Source organism: Pseudarthrobacter scleromae, assembly GCF_014644515.1.
In the GTDB taxonomy this organism is placed as follows: domain Bacteria; phylum Actinomycetota; class Actinomycetes; order Actinomycetales; family Micrococcaceae; genus Arthrobacter; species Arthrobacter scleromae.
Genome location: NZ_BMKV01000004.1, coordinates 255,549 through 270,227 on the forward strand (window position 1 = coordinate 255,549; position 14,679 = coordinate 270,227).

Below are 14,679 nucleotides of genomic sequence, written 5' to 3' on the forward strand. Positions count from 1 at the left end.
AGTCCCCTGGTCCCGGTCCTTGGCAACGAAGATATGCGCGGCGGCAGTGTTGAAAGTAGCACGGCAGCCGAATTTTTAGTCATCAAATACATGTGGTCATGCTTATATTGCACGCTGTTACGCTGGGCGACGGTCCAACTGGCCGGGCGTCAAGACCACGGGGCAGGGTCCACGACGCTCTCCGGCATGGACCGATACCGCTCCGTTGGGCCCGGGGCAGGGCCTGGCGCCGCTTCGGTGGAGCATGCGCCCTCCAGCACCTCATTGAACGCCTGCCGTAGCGTAAGACCTCGTCCGCGCTCCCAGGCCAGGCCGAAGCGGATGGGGCCTGCTACCTTGCGCGCCCTAGTGAGAATCGATGAAATGTGTTGCTGTTCAGCGGAGTAGAGCGGAAGTCCGCGGTCAGCGCGGTAGCTGTCAGTGGCCGCCAGCAGGTGGATGGCCCGCTCGACGCGGTGCGTACTGACGTAGACGTCCGCAATGTGTTCCAGGAAAGCTGCAACCTGGCCCTGCGCATCGAGCTCAAGTGCGGCGGTGACTGCCTCGACGAGCAGGCGCTCGGCGGCACCATAGTCCCCGGCTTGCTGTGTGCTTTCGGCCAGGTTGGTCAGGGCTATTCCGAGCAACCATCGATCGCCGATCGGGCGGGCAAGCTCGACGCTCGCGTGGCGCAACTCCAGGGCTTGGTCGTGGTCGCCAGCGTAGAAGGCAAGTATGCCCAGGAGAATCAAAGCGCCAACTCTTGTGATCTGGGCGGCACGTGGCATCGACAATACTTCTGCAGCGAGTCGCTGGGCGTTGGCGGCGTCGTCACGCTGCATTGCCTGCACTGCCAGGCACATCGTGGCCCACGCAACGCCTTGGTCGTTGCCGGCGTTGTGGAACGCCTGAAGCGCTCGGTGGTGGAGCCCGGACGCCTGGTCGCCGCGGCCGAGCATCCAGCACAGCGTGGCGGTTCCGCTGAGGGCGGGTGCCTGCAGCGCCGGTGGAGCGTCAAGCGTGCTGCCGAGCAGCTCCAGGGCGATCCCGCACGGTTCCGCCACGTCGCCCGTCAGCTCCCAGTAATGCCAGAGCTGCCCCACTAAGGCCAGTGCCACGTTCTTGGAGCCGTCGGGTCCCATTGCCCATAGGAGTGACGCTCGCAAATCCAGGGCATCAGCCTTCAGCTCCCGGAAAGCGTCTACTTGGTCCTGGCTCCACAGCAGCGGGCATAGTGCCTCGGCCAAGGCGACATAGTGCCCTGCATGCCGGCGCCGCACCTCGGGTTCCGCTGGAAGCATCGCGAGCCGATCACGGGCGAACTCGCGGATGGACTGGAGCAGGAAGACTCTCCTGCGCCCTGCCTGGTCGGTGTAGCGCCGGAGCAGGCTGTGGCCGGCGAGTGCGGACAACAGTTCTTCGGTGGAAGGCGCTCCAATGGGAAGAGGGCCGCGCACGGCGTCAATCGCTTCCGTCGTCGGATCGTTGGCGAAAACACCGAGTTGGACGAAGAGCAGGCGCTCCGAATCCTCCAGCAGCTGGTAGCTCCACTCCATTGTGGCCGTGAGAGTGCGCTGACGGTCGGGAAGGTCGCGGAAGGCGGCAGGCAGCGCGGCCAGGCTGGCTTCCAGGTCAATGAGGAGATCGTGCTCGCTCAACTGACGCAGTTGGGCTGCAGCCAGTTCGATGGCCAGCGGCAGGCCGTCAAGGCGGTGGCACAGCCGCGATAACACTGCCGCGTTTCCCGGATCCACTGTGAAACGGGGGCGGACCGCCCTGCCCCGGCTAAGGAGCAGCTCCATTGCAGGCACCTCCCGCAACCGGTGGAGAGGCAGGGGCGGGTCGAGGGGCGGCAGCTCAAGTGGTGCAAGTTCGAATTCGTACTCAGGACGCAACCCCAACCGCCTCCGGCTGGTAGTGAGGATCCGAAGCTCCGGGGCTGCGGTTAGCAGGTCCAGCACCACTGGCCAGGCGTCTTCCAGGTGCTCGAAGTTGTCCAGGACCAGCAGCAAGCGGCGGGCTTGCAGAAAACGGGACGCGATTTTCAGCGGGTCTTCGCCCACCGGCGCCTCCAGTCCGAGTGCCGCCGTAATGGCGCCGGGCACCTGCTTCACTTGGGTGAGCGGGGACAAATTAACCCAGCCCGCGCCGTCAGGCATGCGCTCACCCAAGCGTGCGGCCGCCGCCATCGCGAGACGGGTCTTCCCTGTCCCGCCCGCCCCCGTTACGGTGACCAGCCGGCATCCGTCGGAGCGGTAGAGCGAACATACCTCCCCAAGTTCAGCATCCCGACCCACCATGGGGGTGAGTGCGGCAGGCAGGTTGTCGAGACGCTGCCTGGCGCGGCGCTTTTCGTTCACGGCGGGTGCCCCGAGGGATGCATCCTGCCGCAGCACCAGCGTTTCCAGCTCCCGCAGGCGTTCCCCGGGATCAATGCCCAGCTCCGCCGCAAAGGTTTTCCTGGCCATCCGGCAGGCGGCAAGGGCGTCTGCCTGCCGGTCGGAGCGATACAAGGCAAGTACCAGGGACGCCCACAAGCGCTCCCGGAAGCGATGCTGCGTTACCAGCCTTTGCAACTCCCCCACAACGTTGGCGTGGCGGCCCAGTGCCAGTTCAACGTCGAAGAGGTCCTGGTATGTGTCCAGCCGGGTCTCTTCCACCTCTTCCAGGTCTGGAACCAGCAGCTCAATGTCGGCAAGGTCCGGAAAAGCAGGGCACACGAACAATTCGAGGGCCTGGCGCAGGCGGACCGCACCGCTGGCAAGTTCGCCCGCTTCGACTGCTCGTTCTCCGGCTTCAACGTGCGCGCGGAACTGCAACAGGTCGAGTTCGTCGTCTTCAACAGCCAGGAGGTAGCCGCCGGGCCGGCTTGCCAGGCGGTGCGAGGCAACCCCCTTGAGGCGGTTGGGCTCAAGCAGGTTCCGCAGGTTCGCGACGTGCACCTGCAGCTGCGGGCCTGGACGCGCGGGCGGGTGGCCGTCCCAGAGGACTTCAACCAGGAAATCGGCCGGTACTACCGAGTTCGCCCGCAGCGCCAGGCATTCGAGGACAATACGCAGGTTGCGGCTGCTGAAGGGAACCTGGACGCCGTCAGTGATCACCTCCAAGGGACCCAGTGCCCTGATCCACAGTGCGCCCATCGCCGAGCACCCCTCACTGACCGGCCACGGGAGCGGGCTGTGCCCTCTCCCGCGGCGTTTATCGACCAGCGGCCCCGAGCGCCCGCCCTGTCCTAACGCGCCCCGAGGAGCGACATCACCTTCATCATGCTCCCGGGCCCGTGCTGGATCCAGAGTTAGCCGTTGGATTAAGGCTCCATTAAGCCCCCGGGGCCACTCTTGAGCCACTCACACCGAGTACATCTGAAAGGAAGATCCGATGAAAACCACAATTGCGCGCACACTGGCCCCGGCTGCCCTGGCTGCAGCAGCGCTCGTCGCACCAGTGCCTGCCGTAGCAGCTACCCCCGTTCCTCAACCGATTGTTTATGAGTACACCGCGCCTTGTCCCGGATCCGAGGACAACATCCTAGCCTTCACGGCGGTGGGCAAGGTGGGAGAAATCACGCTTCCGGGAGGCCGGAAAATCTACACGGCTCCGGGCTTGCGTGTCACGGTTACAGGACCAACGGGGGAGTCTCGCACTTACATCGCCACCGGGGCAACGACAACCGAGAAGCTGAAGGATGGCAATGTGCTCTTTACCGCGACTGGAACTAACGTCATCACGGTGCCCGAGATCAACGACCATCCTGCAGGGGTTTACTACACGGCCGGAACCGTCAACTGGATTCTTGACGCCGATGGGAATGAAGTCGGTGACATGTTCACTGGGAAAGGCAAAGTGACCGATCTCTGCAAGTTGCTGGCTCCGGTGTCCTAGCCCAGGTTCCGCTCCAGCATCTCCCCTACGATCCGGGCGCCTTCCGGGAAGGCGCCCGGATTCGTGCCCGAAAAGTTGAGCCGGATAAAAGGACCCGCCGGTTCCGCCGGAAACCATTCGTCCCCGCGAGCGACGATGACGCCGGAGGTCTCGCAGTCCCGGACCAGCCGCTGCAGGTCCGTCCCGTCGGGCAGGCGCAGCCACAGGTTAAGTCCGCCTTTCGGCACCTGTTCAATGTGCGCCTGGGGAATGTGTTCCCGGACGCTGGTGACCAGCAGGTCCCGGCGTGACTCCAGCTGGTGCCGCAGGCTGCGCAGGTGCGTCTGCCACCCTGGGTGCGTGACGACGTCGAGCGCTGCCGCCTGCAGAAGCCCGCTGACGTACATCGATTCCGCGGCCCTGTCAGCGAGGATGCGCTCCCGCGCCGGGCCGCGTGCAATCAGTGCTGCCACCCGGATGGAGGTGGAGACGCTTTTGGTCAGCGAGCGCAGGTACACGACGTGCCCGGAGTCGTCGCGGGAGGCGACCGGCACGGGGTGGGAGCTGATGCCAAAATCGTGCGCCCAGTCGTCCTCCACAAGGAACGCACCTTTGGCACGGATCACGTCAAGGACTTGGTCGCGCGTCTCCGCTGACCACTGCGCGCCCGTGGGGTTGGAGTAGTTGGGCTGTGCGTAGAAAACCCTGGCGCCTGATTCGTCGAAGGCTCGGGCCAGCTCCCCCGGTTCCGGCCCGTCCGGTCCGCTGGGCACGGGCACAACACGGACACCAGCCTGCGCCGCAGCCAAGATGGCGCCCCAGTAGGAGGGTGACTCCATCAGCAGCGGCTGCCCCCTGCCCACCAGGGCACTGAAGATGGAGCTCAGTCCGCTCTGGCTGCCAGGGAGTACGACGACGTCGCTCGGGTTGGGCGGGGTTATCCCAGCGGGCGTGGACGCGCCGAGCTCATGCGCGAACCACGATTGCAGCTCCGGCATCCCCGCGGCGGGAGGCCGGGAAAGCGCCGCGTCTCCGCGGGCGGCTCGGGTGAGTGCTGCCCGGACCAGCCGCTCGGGCAGGAGCTCCCTGGCAGGGTAGCCCGAATGGAAGGAGATCGCGTCCTGCGGCACCTCCCGCATGGTGGAGGAGGCTGGTGGCAGGGCCGCCAGCGGGGAGCGGAGGGCCGCCGTCTGCCAGCCGTAATCGGATGGGCGTGCTGTCCGGACCGCCCGCACGAAGGTCCCCACGCCCGGCCTGCTCTCGATGAGCCCCTGCGCCGTGAGGGTCTGCAGCGCTTTCTGCACCGTAACGGGACTTGCCTGGTAGTCGGACACCAGGGACCGAGTGGAGGGCAGTTTCGCGCCCGGCGCCGCAGTGGCCATCCACGTTTTCAGATGCGCCACAATCCGCGAACTGCTATCGTTGTTCATGAGAGACAATAGTAGCGCTACTCTTCGGCGGCGCACAGCGTTATCCCCCTCCGGCTCAGCCGGGTTGTGGCTCGGTTTCCTTGGAGTCGCGGCATTCTCGCTCACGGTCCCGTTCACCAAAGTGGCGGTCGCAGGCCTGGCGCCGCTCTTTATAGGGTCAGGCAGGGCAGTAGTGGCGGCTGCTCTGGCGGGTGCGGCACTGGCACTTACCCGGCAGGCGCTCCCCCGCGGGACGCAATGGTTCCGTGTGGCGGTAGTGGCGTCCGGCGTCGTCATTGGCTTTCCGCTACTCACCTCCTTTGCCCTGACCAGCACCGCCGCAAGCCACGGCGCCGTTGTCATCGCCCTGCTCCCTGCTGCGACGGCCACCGCTGCCGTCATTCGCGGGCGGGAACGCCCGCCCGTGGCCTTCTGGCTCGTCAGCGGTGTGGGCGCCCTTGCGGTGACCGTCTTCGCATCCGTCCAGTCGGGCGGCTTTGGCGTCCTCCACTGGGCGGACCTGCTGCTCCTCGGTTCCGTGGTGGCCGCCGCGATCGGCTACGCGGAAGGCGGCCTGCTGGCCCGGGAACTCGGCTCCTGGCAGACCATTTCGTGGGCGCTTGTTCTTGCCTCGCCGTTGATGCTGGTCCTGGCCGCCGCCTCCGCCGCCCAGCAGCCGCCGTCGGCGACTCCAGAACAGTGGGCCGCTTTCGGGTACCTCGCCGTGGTGAGCATGTTCCTGGGATTCTTCGCCTGGTACCGCGGCCTGGCCATCGGCCCCATCGCCCGGGTCAGCCAGATCCAGCTCATCCAGCCCGTCCTCACCATCAGCTGGGCGGCGCTCCTGCTGGGTGAGGCCCTGACCTGGTCCACGGCCCTGGGCGGACTGGCCGTCATCCTGTGCGCCGCGGCCGCCGTCCGGGTTCGGCTCAAACCGGCCCCGTCCTCCCAACTTCATCCCGCATCACTCCAGCCGGTAAAGGACTAGCCCCATGTACATTCCAGCCCACTTCGCCGCTGTTCCTGAAACCGTCCAGCACCTGCTCACCAGGCCGGGTGCGGCGAACCTGGTCACCATGACCCCGGAAGGCCTCGTGGCGACACTGCTGCCGTTTGTCTACGACCCCGACGCCGGGGAGTTCGGCGCGCTGCAGGGGCACCTGGCGCGGAACAACACGCAGTGGTCTGCGCCCGCCGTCGGGGAGGCCCTTGCCATCATCCAGGGTGCGGACGCCTACATTTCCCCATCCTGGTACGCCTCCAAGGCCGAGCACGGGCGGGTTGTCCCGACCTGGAACTACACCACGGCGCACGTGTACGGGCGGCTCGTGATCCATGACGATCCGGCGTGGCTGGACCGGCAGGTTCGCCGGCTCACCGGCGTGCACGAGTCCGGCTTCGACCACCCCTGGGACGTGGACGACGCACCGGAGCGTTTCATTGCCGGGCAGTTGCGGGCAATCGTGGGCGTGGAACTGGTCATTACCCGGATCGAGGCCAAGGCCAAGCTGAGCCAGAACCGGCCGGAAGCGGACGTGGACGGCGTAGTGGCGGGCCTGATAGCCCGCGGTCAGTCAGGGGCCGCTGCGGATGTAGAGCGCGCCCGCCGGCCCAACTAGGTAGCGCTAAGTGTCGTTTTGACGGCCCATAACGACACTTAGCGCGACCCAGTTTTTATCCCCGCACCTCCGTGACGTCACCGCCCCCAGACCCTAGGCGGCCTTGACCAGCTCCTCGCTCTGCTCCCACAGGCGGCGGGCCAGCTCTGCGTCGTAGGCCTGGGGGTTGGCCTTGGCCAGGGCGCGCTTGTAGTAATACGCCCCGGAAATCCAGTCCTTGCCCGCAGTGCCGTTGATCAGCCACAGCAGGGTGTCGGCACCCTGGTCCGGGGTCAGCATGAAGCGGTTCAGCAGGGTCTTGTAGGCGTGCCGGAACGGGCTGGTGGAGTCCGCCGCGAAGTTGGTGCGCACAACGCCCGGGTGGAACGCCGCCGTCGTGATTCCCTGCCCGCCAAAGCGGCGGTGCAGCTCGGAGGTGAAGAGGATGTTGGCGAGCTTGCCGGTGCCGTAGGCGCGGTTGGTGGAGTAGCCGTGCTCGGCGTTGAGGTCGAACAGGTCCAGCTTGCCGAAACTGTTGGCGCCGCTGGACGTGTTGACCACCTTGGCGTTGCTGGCAACGAGGGTCTCCATCAGCAGCGTGGTGAGGAGGAACGGGGCCAGGTGGTTGATCTGGAACGTTGCCTCGTTGCCGTCCACGGTGAGGGTGCGCTTGCCCATGATGCCGCCGGCGTTGTTGGCCAGGACGTCAATGCGCGGGTAGTCGGACTCCAGTTGCGCGGCCAGGGTGCGGACCTGGGCGAGCTCGGAGAAGTCGCTGACAAAGTAGTCTGCGTCCAGCTCCTTGGCGATGGCCCGCGTCTTTTCCTCAGAGCGGCCGACGACGACCACCTGGTCCCCCGCCTTGGCCAGGGTACGCGCGGCTGCTGCGCCGATGCCGTCGCTGGCGCCGGTGATCACGATGGTGCGAGGGGTCAAGGGGTGTCCTTTGGTTGGGGAACGTCCGGCGCCCGGCGTGGACGCGCTGCCTACCGGCACAACGACGGCGGACCGGCCGGTGTTCCCCAGCCCACCCCGCAGGGCATATCCTGCACACACCAGCCGTCCGATCCCAGGGGGAAGCAATGGAGATGCCCAAAGCGACGGAGGCTGACAAGGAGCGCTTCCGGTCGCTGGTCCCGGACGTCCCGGACGTGACCGTGAAGCCGATGTTCGGCAACCTGGGCGCGTTCGTCAACGGCAACATGTTCGCGGGGCTTTTCGGGCCCACCATCGGCATCCGGCTCTCCCCGGAGGACAGGCAGCAGCTCGAAAGCGGTGAGCGGACCGTCCCGTTCGGCCCGGCGGACCGGCCGATGCGCGAGTACTCCGGCCTGCCGGAAATCTGGAACGAGGAAGGCGACGGCGACGATGCCCGCGCCAAAGCATGGATCCACAAAGCCTATGAACACGTGGCGGGCCTGCCGCCGAAAGAACCCAAAAGCAAGACCCGTACCGCCGGCACGTAGTCCTGCAACGCGGCCATAGGCGGCGGCACCCCGGAAGCCTCCGAACCTCCCAGGTAGCCGGGGGCCGAATTACTAAGTAAGCTTATCAACATGGCTTTTGCAACTACAGAGTACGCGGACCCCAGCAACGCGTCATCTGGGAGGTGGACGCAATCGACAAAGAGGTGAAGCGGCGGCTCGAACTCGCTGCCACAATCGGCTTGGATCCACAGAAACTCTGGCCTTCCTACTTCGGCAGGTCGCACTGTTCCGCGTTCGAGCTGGACGCCTATCTTCATGAAGCCCTGGCCCTGCCGGCGATCGAACGCGGGCCTGATGCAGTGAAGGAACTCAAGGCAGGACAGCGGCGGTTCCGGTCCGTGAAGCCGAAGAGCGGCGGCCCCGGACACCCGCTGGACGGCAAGAAACCGGGCAAAGAAGATGCGCTTGCCGCCCTGGGTGCCGCCGGCAAATCCCTGCTGTCCCCGGAGCGGGCAGAAGCGGAACGCCTGAAGTCACTGCACGAGACGGACCTTCTGTACACCGGCCCGGAGGAAGTGTACGACCGCGTTGTTGCCGCCGCCTGGAAGTTCTTCGGCGTGGGTGCAGCGTCGCTGTCCCTGATCGCCGAGGATGCCCAGTTTTTCAAGTCGGCCGTCGGGCCGCTGCGCGAGGAGGCTCCCCGCGTCATCGCGCTGTGCGCGGAAACGGTGGAGCGGAACTCGATGCTGGTCATCAACGACACCCTTGCCGATGACCGCTTCGCCTCCAATCCGCTGGTCACGGGTGAGCCTTACATCCGCTTCTATGCCGGCTACCCCCTGCACGGGCCGCGAGGCTGGAACATCGGAACGCTCTGCGTCATCGACCAGCAGCCCAGGACCTTCTCCCCGTCCGACCAGCAGGTGCTGCGGACACTCGCCGCGGTGGTCCAGAAGGACATCGACGCCCGCACCTAGCACCTGCCATCCGCCGGGCCCACCTTCGCCGGTCCACCCCGCCCCGGGCGGCTCGGCTTAATGTCTCCGGGTACGACGACGGCGGGGCGGCCAGCATGTCTGCTGCCCGCCCCGCCGCTGTTGTTCAGTCAGCCGTGGCTGGGAAGGGTGCTAGCCCGCCACTCCGGCCACCAGGAAGATCACGGCCGCGATGGCAAAGCCCATCACACCGATGAGGGTTTCCATAACGGTCCAGGTCTTCAGCGTGGTCTTGACATCCATTCCGAAGAAGCGGCCCACCAGCCAGAAGCCGGAGTCGTTCACGTGGGAGACCACCACGGAGCCGGCGGCCACGGCGATCACCATGGCGGCCACCTGCATGCCGTTCAGTCCGGCCAGGGCCACGGCCGGGGCGATCAGGCCTGCGGTGGTGGTCAGTGCAACGGTGGCGGATCCCTGGGCGATGCGCAGGATGCTGGAGATCAGGAAGCCGGCCAGGATGAGCGGGATGCCCAGGTCGCCCAGGACGTCGGCGAGTGCCTGGCCGATGCCGGAGGTGCGCAGGACGCCGCCGAACATGCCGCCGGCGCCGGTGATCAGGATGACGGAGCAGACCGGGCCGAGCGAGGATTCCAGGAGCTTCTCAAGGGCTCCGGCGTCCTTGCCGCGCTTGCTGCCCAGCACGAACAGGGCTACCAGCACCGAGATCAGCAGCGCCACCGGGGTTTCACCCAGCGTCCGCAGGACCTGGTACCACTGCTCATCCTTGACGCCTTCGGCGAGCACGCCGGAGGAGGCCAGGGTGTTCAGCCCGGTGTTCATGAAGATCAGGACCAGCGGCAGGAGCAGCAGGCCCACCACGGTGCGGAAACGCGGCGGGTTGGATTCCGCTTCGGCGGAGGCGTGGCCCAGGATTTCTGGTACGGGAAGGACCAGCTTCTTGCCGGTGTAGAGGCCGAAGAGGTAGGCGGTGACGTACCAGGTGGGGATGGCGACGATCAGGCCGGCGAGGGTGACCAGGCCGATGTTGGCGTCGAAGAACGCGGACGCGGACACCGGACCCGGGTGAGGGGGCAGGAAGATGTGCATCACGGAGAACGCGCCCGCGGCAGGCAGGCCGTAGCGGAGCACTCCCCCGCCCAGGCGGTGGGCCACTGCGAAGACGACCGGCAGCATGACCACCAGGCCGGCGTCGAAGAAGATGGGGAAGCCGAAGATCAGGGAGGCCAGGCCAAGCGCAAAGGGGGCACGCTTTTCGCCGAAGACGCCGATGAGGTAGTCGGCCAGCACCTTGGCACCGCCGCTGGTTTCCACGATGCGGCCGAGCATGGCGCCCAGGCCCACCAGGAGTGCCACCGTGCCAAGCGTGGTGCCGAAACCGTTGATCAGCACCGGGACCACCTGGTTGGCGGGAATGCCGGTGGCGAAGGCGGTGGCGAGGCTGATGAGGATCAGGGCGATCAGGGCGTGCATACGCAGCTTGATGATCAGGAACAGCAGGACGAGGATCGCTGCTCCGGCGATGAGCAGCAGGGGTCCTGCGCCCAGCGTTTGGGTCCATCCTTCGATGGTCATGGTTCTCCTTTGAAACAGTACTTTGGGGGGTTTAGGGGGCGGTCAGGGCGCGCAGGGCGCCTGGCCGGTGGGAAGCTGCAGAGCCTGCACGACGGCGGCGACCAGCTGCTCAGGCGACTGGGAGATGTCGAGGCGGAGGCTGCCGGCGTCGAGCTCTTCCTGGCTGAGCGGCTCCAGGGTGGCAAGCTGGCTGGGCAGCAGGGTGGGCGGCATGAAGTGACCCGCCCGGCCCTGCATGCGCTGGCCGATCAGGTCCGCGCCGCCGTCGAGGTGGAGGAAGACCACGCGGCCTTCCGCTTCGGAGAGGAGCTTGCGGTAGCTCTTCTTGAGGGCGGAGCATGTCAGGACGGTGCTGCAGCCGGCCTGCGCCTGGGCGGTCATCCAGGTGCGGATTTCCTGCAGCCAGGGCCAGCGGTCCTCGTCCTGGAGCGCAATGCCCTGCGTCATCTTGGTGATGTTGGCCTCAGGGTGGAACTCGTCCGCTTCGGCGCAGGCCCAGCCCAGCTGCGAGGACAGGGCGGCCGCGAGGGTGGTTTTGCCTGAGCCGGCAACGCCCATGACCACAAGGTGCGTGGGGGGATACTGCATGTCATACCTCCGGAGAAGACGTCTTTGGCTTTCGAAGAAGCTCGCTGTTGGCCCGTTAAGAAGTGGGCTACGCCATAAGGTATCACCTTTTTAGGGGAAAGATACTATCTTTTCGTGTTACAGGTCATACCTTTCTTCTTTTTCCCGGTATTCTGGGAAGGCGCTGCGGCGCAGGAGAGGCGGACAGAATGTCGACGGCGACAGGTGAGGGCGCGGATAAAGCGCACGACGGCGGGGCCTCCCCCGCGATGCATGAGCGGGTCCTGGAGGCGGTGGGGGTTGCCATCGCTTCCGGCAATCTGGCCCCCGGCAGCCGGCTCACCCTCGAGGGGCTGCAGCAGGAGTACGGGATATCGCGGACCGTAGCCCGGGACACCATGAAGGTCCTGGAATCCATGAACCTGGTCTACTCGCGGCGGCGCGTGGGCATTGTGGTGCAGGACCGGTCCCTGTGGAACGTTTTTGATCCTAAGCTGGTGCGCTGGCGGCTGGCTTCAGACCGGCGTGAGCTCCAGTACAGCAGCCTCACCGAGCTGCGCATCGCCGTCGAACCCATCGCCGCCGCCGGTGCCGCCCGGCGTGCCAGTGCCGCGGAAAGGGCCCAGCTCGTTGCCCTCGGGGCTGCGCTGCGGCGGCTGGGTGAAGCCGGCGACCTCCAGGGGTTCCTGGCCGCGGACATCGAGTTCCACCAGCTGCTCCTGCGAAGCTGCGGAAACGAGATGTTCCAGGCGCTGGAAGGCATGGTGGCGGAAGTGCTGACCAGCCGGACCCAGCAGGGGCTCATGCCGTTCAAGCCCCGGGATGAGGCACTGCAGGCGCACGAGGACGTGGCGGCAGCAGTGGCGCGCGGCGATACGGCCGTGGCTGAATCGGCGATGCACCACATCCTGGACGAAGTGCGGGAAGCGATGGGCCTGGGTTAACTCCCTGCGCTGGCGCTGTGTGGGGTGACTTCCCACAAGGACGGCCCTGGCCCGCACAAGCGGCGCTTGCCAGCACCGTCTATGCGGACCAGGGCCGCGAATGCTGAGCGCCCTGGTGGTGTAGGGCCGCTCGTTCGTCCCGGTGGCTGGGGCTGTGGAACCTACATCCGCAGCGACGCGTATGGCTCACTGGGAAGGTTGCCTACGGACCACGGATCCGTGGACCGGATCTCGGGCGTGTGGCCCCGGCCGTCGGTCAGGACAACGCAGACAGTGACAATCAGAACCCAGAGTCCAAAGAGCAGGATGCCGAGCAATTCCATGGTTTTGTACCTCTCGTGGTGGTGTGCCGGTTGGGCGATTTCAGTGTGTGCGGGCCGCGTGTGACCAAGCGTGTGAGGCCCGCAGACGCCGCTGTTCCGGCGGCGTACCATGGGCCGTATGGCCGAGTATTTGATTCGGCTCCTTGGTCCGCCCGCGGTCGAGTCCCCCGACGCAACTCCCCTGCAGCCCAGAGGCCGCAAGGCTTGGGCGGTGCTGGCATACCTCGCGCTGCAGGCCGAGGGCACCGGCCGGTCCCGCACGGCGTCGCTCTTGTTTCCGGATGCCGCCGACCCGCTCGGTGCCCTGCGCTGGAACCTGTCCGAGCTGCGGCGGACCCTCGACGGCGTCACGGTGGCCGGCGATCCATTGCGGCTGGTGCTTCGGCCGCCGTGGCGCTGCGACGCACTCGAAGTGGTGGGCTCTGCCGCCAGGCCCGGCCTGGACCCCCGCGGCTTCACCGGCCAGTTGCTGGAGGGACTGTCCTTCGCCGATTGCCCCGTCTTCGATTCCTGGCTGGCCGACCAGCGCTTCCGGCTGGATAACGTGGTCCAGTCCCTGCTGTACGAGGCCGCGCTGGCTGCCTTGGGCTCAGGTGCTCCGGGCGAGGCCGCTGAGCTGGCCACCCTGGCGCTGCACCGGGATCCCTTCCACGCGGACTGTAACGCTGTCCTGGTCAAGGCGCTGGTGGCTTTGGGTGAGCACCGCCGGGCCCGCAGGCACGTCACCGCGTGCGGCGCCCTCTACCGGCAGGAGCTGGGGTTGCCGCTGCCCGCGGAAATTCGGCGTGCCCTCTCCGATGCTGCGCCGGAGGCAGATCCGGGAATGCCGGCCACCGCGGCGACTGTGCGTTCCTACCTTGACGCCGGCGGCGCGTCATTGTGGGCGGGTGCGGTGGACCGGGGGCTGGACCAGCTGCGGCTCGCGGTGGTGCTGGCGCAGCGCATTGACGATAGTCACCTGATCGCAGAGTCCCTGGTCACCTTGTCCGGCGCCCTGATCCACCAGGCGGGCGGCCGCGGCGCCGAGGTGGCGGACTTCCTGCACCGTGCACTCCAGGCGGAAGGGCCCGACGGCGCCTCCCGGACGGCCGCCGCCGCATACCGCGAGCTGGGCTACCTGTCTGTCCAAAGGGGTGTGCCGGACCGGGCTGCCGGGTGGCTGGACCGGGCCATGCTGGCGGCCAGGGGATTCCCCGACGAACAGGCGAGAATCCTGGCCATCCAGGGCATGCTGGCCTCAGACACCGCACGGTACGGGGACGCCGTGACGGCCCTGACAGAGTCCGGAAAGCTGGCGAAGGCCGTGCGGAACCGCCGGCAGCAGGCCTTCAGCGAGGCACTGCTGGGCAGGGTACGGCTGCTCCGCGGGGAACTGGAGCAGGCGGCTGACTCCCTGGACCGGGCGCAGGCGTGGATTGCGGAGGAACACTGGACGGCGTTTGAACCGTTTGTTGCCGGCGTGCGGGGAGAGACGTACCTTGCCGCAGGGCAGGTGGAGAAGGCTGCGGCCCTGATTGACCGGTCATGGGTGATGGCGGAGCTCGCCGGCGATCACTGCTACATGGCCCTGGCCGCCGGAGCCGAAGCACGGCTCTTGATGGTGCACGGCGATCTGGCGGCAGCGGAGCACTGGATAGACCGGGGCCTCGAACCCACACCCTGGTACCTCTGGTACTCCGCCCGGCTTCTGGATACGGCGGCGGAGGTTTCCATTGCCAGCATGTCCCCCCGTGCGGCCGCGTTCGTGGAGCAGCTGGTAGAGCTGGCGAGCCGGAGCGGGATGCGGGAATTCGTGGTGCGGGGGCAGTCCCACCGGGCTGTCCTCGGCGACGAAGCTGCTGCACAGGCAGTTCCCTGGCTGGCAAAGGAGATCGACAATCCCGCGCTGGTGGCGTTCCTGGCGGAGCGCAACCGGGTGGGCCCGCTGCGGCAGGCACTGCCGCACTGAGCAAAGCGGGGCCGTGCAGGAGGGCGGTGGGCCGCAGCGGCTGTCCGGGCCCCTTCCCGGAGGCCATGATCCTGAGTAGCCTTCAAAGTAGG

13 protein-coding genes are annotated in these 14,679 nt (G+C 66.9%); 7 read left to right on the forward strand and 6 right to left on the reverse strand.

Annotation, left to right across the window (positions count from 1 at the left end):
- Positions 1–149: 149 nt before the first annotated feature.
- The gene (locus IEX33_RS12120; protein ID WP_188730483.1) at positions 150–3,119 is read right to left on the reverse strand and encodes a BTAD domain-containing putative transcriptional regulator; all 2,970 of its coding nucleotides are present in this window, start codon (positions 3,117–3,119) and stop codon (positions 150–152) included.
- A gap of 238 nt (positions 3,120–3,357) precedes the next feature.
- Here IEX33_RS12120 and IEX33_RS12125 point away from each other — a divergent pair, with 238 nt between their 5' ends.
- Positions 3,358–3,861, forward strand: a complete 504-nt coding sequence (locus IEX33_RS12125; RefSeq protein WP_188730484.1) for a hypothetical protein — start codon at positions 3,358–3,360, stop codon at positions 3,859–3,861.
- Here the strand turns inward: IEX33_RS12125 and IEX33_RS12130 are convergent.
- A complete protein-coding gene (locus IEX33_RS12130) occupies positions 3,858–5,270 on the reverse strand; it encodes an aminotransferase-like domain-containing protein (RefSeq protein ID WP_188730486.1) in 1,413 nt (470 codons plus the stop codon). The two genes, IEX33_RS12125 and IEX33_RS12130, sit on opposite strands and share 4 nt — an antisense overlap.
- Between IEX33_RS12130 and IEX33_RS12135 the strand changes: the two genes are divergently transcribed.
- Both IEX33_RS12135 and IEX33_RS12140 read left to right on the forward strand, forming a co-directional pair.
- The gene (locus tag IEX33_RS12135; RefSeq protein ID WP_188730488.1) at positions 5,269–6,237 is read left to right on the forward strand and encodes a DMT family transporter; all 969 of its coding nucleotides are present in this window, start codon (positions 5,269–5,271) and stop codon (positions 6,235–6,237) included. The two genes, IEX33_RS12130 and IEX33_RS12135, sit on opposite strands and share 2 nt — an antisense overlap.
- A 4-nt stretch (positions 6,238–6,241) precedes the next feature.
- On the forward strand, positions 6,242–6,868 hold the full coding sequence (locus IEX33_RS12140; protein WP_188730490.1) for an FMN-binding negative transcriptional regulator: 627 nt from the start codon (positions 6,242–6,244) through the stop codon (positions 6,866–6,868).
- A 93-nt stretch (positions 6,869–6,961) separates the two neighbouring features.
- On the opposite strand, the gene IEX33_RS12145 is transcribed toward IEX33_RS12140, so the two are convergent.
- Positions 6,962–7,783, reverse strand: coding sequence for an SDR family NAD(P)-dependent oxidoreductase (locus tag IEX33_RS12145; RefSeq protein WP_188730491.1), 822 nt, complete (start codon positions 7,781–7,783; stop codon positions 6,962–6,964).
- 146 nt (positions 7,784–7,929) lie between these two features.
- On the opposite strand from IEX33_RS12145, the gene IEX33_RS12150 reads away from it, so the two are divergent.
- Together IEX33_RS12150 and IEX33_RS12155 are read left to right on the forward strand one after the other, a co-directional pair.
- Positions 7,930–8,313: a TfoX/Sxy family protein gene (locus IEX33_RS12150; RefSeq protein ID WP_188730493.1), complete on the forward strand. Its 384-nt coding sequence runs from the start codon at positions 7,930–7,932 to the stop codon at positions 8,311–8,313.
- A 143-nt stretch (positions 8,314–8,456) separates the two neighbouring features.
- Positions 8,457–9,251: a GAF domain-containing protein gene (locus IEX33_RS12155; RefSeq protein ID WP_188730495.1), complete on the forward strand. Its 795-nt coding sequence runs from the start codon at positions 8,457–8,459 to the stop codon at positions 9,249–9,251.
- A gap of 150 nt (positions 9,252–9,401) precedes the next feature.
- On the opposite strand, the gene IEX33_RS12160 is transcribed toward IEX33_RS12155, so the two are convergent.
- Positions 9,402–10,805, reverse strand: coding sequence for a GntP family permease (locus IEX33_RS12160; protein ID WP_188730497.1), 1,404 nt, complete (start codon positions 10,803–10,805; stop codon positions 9,402–9,404).
- A gap of 42 nt (positions 10,806–10,847) precedes the next feature.
- Positions 10,848–11,393, reverse strand: a complete 546-nt coding sequence (locus tag IEX33_RS12165; RefSeq protein ID WP_188730499.1) for a gluconokinase — start codon at positions 11,391–11,393, stop codon at positions 10,848–10,850.
- A 188-nt stretch (positions 11,394–11,581) separates the two neighbouring features.
- Here IEX33_RS12165 and IEX33_RS12170 point away from each other — a divergent pair, with 188 nt between their 5' ends.
- Positions 11,582–12,316, forward strand: coding sequence for a FadR/GntR family transcriptional regulator (locus IEX33_RS12170; protein WP_188730501.1), 735 nt, complete (start codon positions 11,582–11,584; stop codon positions 12,314–12,316).
- Between the two features lie 161 nt (positions 12,317–12,477).
- Here the strand turns inward: IEX33_RS12170 and IEX33_RS12175 are convergent, their stop codons facing one another.
- Positions 12,478–12,639: a hypothetical protein gene (locus IEX33_RS12175; RefSeq protein WP_188730503.1), complete on the reverse strand. Its 162-nt coding sequence runs from the start codon at positions 12,637–12,639 to the stop codon at positions 12,478–12,480.
- 211 nt (positions 12,640–12,850) lie between these two features.
- Here IEX33_RS12175 and IEX33_RS12180 point away from each other — a divergent pair, with 211 nt between their 5' ends.
- A complete protein-coding gene (locus tag IEX33_RS12180) occupies positions 12,851–14,587 on the forward strand; it encodes an SARP family transcriptional regulator (RefSeq protein WP_229675354.1) in 1,737 nt (578 codons plus the stop codon).
- Positions 14,588–14,679: the final 92 nt, after the last annotated feature.

Excerpts from the sequence above, each read along its gene's own strand:
- IEX33_RS12120 (WP_188730483.1), bottom strand. The coding sequence starts at position 3,119 with ATGGGCGCACTGTGGATCAGGGCACTGGGTCCCTTGGAGGTGATCACT.
- IEX33_RS12125 (WP_188730484.1), top strand. The coding sequence starts at position 3,358 with ATGAAAACCACAATTGCGCGCACACTGGCCCCGGCTGCCCTGGCTGCA.
- IEX33_RS12135 (WP_188730488.1), top strand. The coding sequence starts at position 5,269 with ATGAGAGACAATAGTAGCGCTACTCTTCGGCGGCGCACAGCGTTATCC.
- IEX33_RS12130 (WP_188730486.1), bottom strand. The coding sequence starts at position 5,270 with ATGAACAACGATAGCAGTTCGCGGATTGTGGCGCATCTGAAAACGTGG.
- IEX33_RS12140 (WP_188730490.1), top strand. The coding sequence starts at position 6,242 with ATGTACATTCCAGCCCACTTCGCCGCTGTTCCTGAAACCGTCCAGCAC.
- IEX33_RS12150 (WP_188730493.1), top strand. The coding sequence starts at position 7,930 with ATGGAGATGCCCAAAGCGACGGAGGCTGACAAGGAGCGCTTCCGGTCG.
- IEX33_RS12160 (WP_188730497.1), bottom strand. The coding sequence starts at position 10,805 with ATGACCATCGAAGGATGGACCCAAACGCTGGGCGCAGGACCCCTGCTG.
- IEX33_RS12165 (WP_188730499.1), bottom strand. The coding sequence starts at position 11,393 with ATGCAGTATCCCCCCACGCACCTTGTGGTCATGGGCGTTGCCGGCTCA.
- IEX33_RS12170 (WP_188730501.1), top strand. The coding sequence starts at position 11,582 with ATGTCGACGGCGACAGGTGAGGGCGCGGATAAAGCGCACGACGGCGGG.
- IEX33_RS12175 (WP_188730503.1), bottom strand. The coding sequence starts at position 12,639 with ATGGAATTGCTCGGCATCCTGCTCTTTGGACTCTGGGTTCTGATTGTC.